Annotated in this window: 2 protein-coding genes and 2 pseudogenes; 1 reads left to right on the top strand and 3 read right to left on the bottom strand. The window is 66.2% G+C overall.

Going from position 1 to position 2,485, the window contains the following annotated elements:
* Nucleotides 1–58: 58 nt before the first annotated feature.
* From ABD52_RS38850 to ABD52_RS36960, 3 genes and pseudogenes are all read right to left on the bottom strand, one after another.
* Nucleotides 59–373 (bottom strand): hypothetical protein, encoded by a 315-nt coding sequence (locus tag ABD52_RS38850; protein ID WP_235437686.1) that lies wholly within the window; start codon nt 371–373, stop codon nt 59–61.
* 51 nt (nt 374–424) lie between these two features.
* Nucleotides 425–535 (bottom strand): annotated as a pseudogene (locus ABD52_RS39630) (IS5/IS1182 family transposase); the annotation flags it as partial.
* Nucleotides 536–550: 15 nt separating this feature from the next.
* The gene (locus ABD52_RS36960; protein ID WP_013289118.1) at nt 551–1,786 is read right to left on the bottom strand and encodes an IS110 family transposase; all 1,236 of its coding nucleotides are present in this window, start codon (nt 1,784–1,786) and stop codon (nt 551–553) included.
* 458 nt (nt 1,787–2,244) lie between these two features.
* Here ABD52_RS36960 and ABD52_RS39625 point away from each other — a divergent pair.
* Nucleotides 2,245–2,349 (top strand): annotated as a pseudogene (locus ABD52_RS39625) (IS5/IS1182 family transposase); the annotation flags it as partial.
* Between the last annotated feature and the right edge of the window lie 136 nt (nt 2,350–2,485).

The following is a 2,485-nucleotide window of genomic DNA, read 5'->3' as shown; positions in this document are numbered from 1 at the left end:
TACGCTGTGGCACGCGGCCACCGCCAGATCTGAAGTCATGTCCACAGCAGACAGACGATCACGCGGTGGCCGCACCTCGTCTACCCGGCCCCACCAGCGACATCTCAAACGGCGGCTGCCGTACTAGCAGGTTGCGGCTGTCGCGGTTGAGTAGTTCGGTTGTGAGTTGCTGCGCCCATGGCCGGTAGCGAACCTCCTGCGGGGTGTCTCGCTCGGCAGCAAGCAGCGCCTGGAATGTCGCCTGTGGGCGCCCGCGGCCGTGTAGTGCCAGCGCTGTGTCTTCCCAGTAGCGAGCTCGGCGCTCCGGCATGACGATCCGGGCCGGGTCGACCTGCCGAGCGTAGTCGACAGCGGTGCCGTAGTCACCAAGCACCCGGGACACGCTGATCTTGTAGACAGCCAGGTCGAGCAGATTGAGCCATTTTCATCCTGCGTGGCGGTCGGCTTCGACGCGGTGCAGGACGAGGATGGCCTGCACGATCGCGGTCGCTCGGCGTGGGCAGCAGCGCTGCTTGACCAGGATTTTCCAGACCTCCGATAGCTGTAAGGGTCAAGCGAGGGTTGGGTTTCGGGTGGGGAATGCCTTGGTCTCGTCGTAGAGCTGCCGTGTGGTGAGGCATTGGTGTAGGCAGCCGATGAGCCGGTTGAAGAGGTGGCGTAGGGCGGCGGCGTGGCGGTCGGCGTGGACTTCCCGGCGTCGTTTGTAGTGCTCGCGTGCGTGGGGTGAGTTGGTGGCGGCGACGAACGCCCAGACCCAGCCGGCGGCAGCGAGTCGGTCGTTCTTGACGCGGCGGTGAGTGATGGAGATGCTCCGTCCGGAGGCGCGGGTGACGGGTGCGGAGCCGGCGTAGGCCTTAACGGCGCGGGCGTCGGTGAAGCGGGTGCGGTCGTCACCGAGTTCGGCCAGGACACGGGCGCCGGTGAGGTCACCCAGGCCGGGAAAGCTGGTGATGATCTGGTAGTCGGGGTGTTGAGTGAATGCTTGGGCGCAGGCTTCGCCGAGCTGAGCGACGTTGGCGCACTCGGTGTTGAGGGTGGCCAGCAACGCCAGTGCGGTAGTGCCCATCGCGTCCTCGATCATCGACGGTTGCCGTAGGTGTGGCACGCGTAGTGCCTGCTGAATCTCGGCGGCAAGGGCGTCGATACCGCGTTGGCGGCCGCCGCGGCGCAGCGCTGCGGCGATGCGTGCCTTGCTCAGCTTGGCCCCGGCTGCCGGCGTTGGGGCAACGGCGAGGATCGCGCGGGCGTCGCTGCTGGTCAGGTAGTCCTTGCGGTTGATGAAAGCGTCGAGGAAGGCCGGGTAGTACTCGCGGAGCAGTGAGCGAAGCTCGTTAGATGCCTTGGTGCGCCGCCAGGTCGCGTCCTGCTGCGCGCGGGCCAGGACGGCGATGGCGCGAGCGAGTTCGGTGTCAGCGGGCAAGGCGCGGTGGACGTGGGCGTCGGTGCGCAGGATGTTCGCCAAGACCATCGCGTCGGCGTGGTCTGACTTGCTGCGCGAGACGCTGTGCCGGTCCCGATAGCGGGACACCGCCATCGGGTTGATCGCGTAGACGGGCCGGCTACTGGCCCGCAACGCCGCTACCAGCAGCCCGCGTGGCGTCTCGATCGCCACAGGGATCGGGTCCTCGGCGGTGTCGCCGGCGGCGGCCATCATGTCCAGCAGTTGTTGCCAACCTTCGACCGTCTCGTGGATGCGCCTCTTGGCCACCAACTCGCCGTGCTCGTCGACCAGCGCGACGTCGTGATGCCGTTCGGCCCAGTCGATTCCGCAGAACACCTTGCTCAAAGCTGCTCCCGTTCACTCGAACGTTTACATCGACCTAGGTCAAACCCCTGGTAGGATCGCGCGGCACCCTAATAGCGAGGCTCGTGGCCTACCCTCCGATTAGCCATTTCGCGATCCCAGCGACCACCACGACTCCCGTGCTGGTTCAGAGCTCGACGGCTCCCGGTAAGCGAGGGGTGCATCATGCTGGCGGGCTCGAACCACGAACAAGTAACCATCCTGACCTGCGTGAAGTGATCCGCCCCGGCAGTGCCGGTCGTGCTGGGCCTGTAGCGACCGTGCGCCGGCAATCGAGACAATCCTGGCTGAACGGCCGCCGCCCGACCACCTGACCGTGCACTCGGCAGGGCGCACCAAGCCTGGAAAGAGGCCTCACAGGACCGGGGTCTTGAGTAGGAATCCACCCGGCTTCGGCATAGTCCCGAGGTCAACGGCGGCCGTTCGGGTTCTATTAGACCTGGAAAATCCTGGTCAAGCTGCGCTGCTGCCCACGCCGAGCGACCGCGATCGTGCAGGCCATCCTCGTCCTGCACCGCGTCGAAGCCGACCGCTACGCAGGATGAAAATGGCTCAGTGGGAAGCGCAGGAACTTGGAGCCGAACTGCTGCTGCCCCTGGCCGCCGCGTACAAGGCGGCCAGGGAGCGCAGGAACGACGAGCAAGTCGCCGACCTCTTCGACGTCAGCCTTCCGGTTGCCAG

Source organism: Micromonospora sp. RV43, from assembly GCF_001029515.1.
GTDB classification, from domain to species: Bacteria; Actinomycetota; Actinomycetes; order Mycobacteriales; family Micromonosporaceae; genus Micromonospora; species Micromonospora aurantiaca.
The sequence above is the reverse complement of the archived record's forward strand: the minus strand, read 5'-3'. Positions and strand labels throughout refer to the sequence as shown.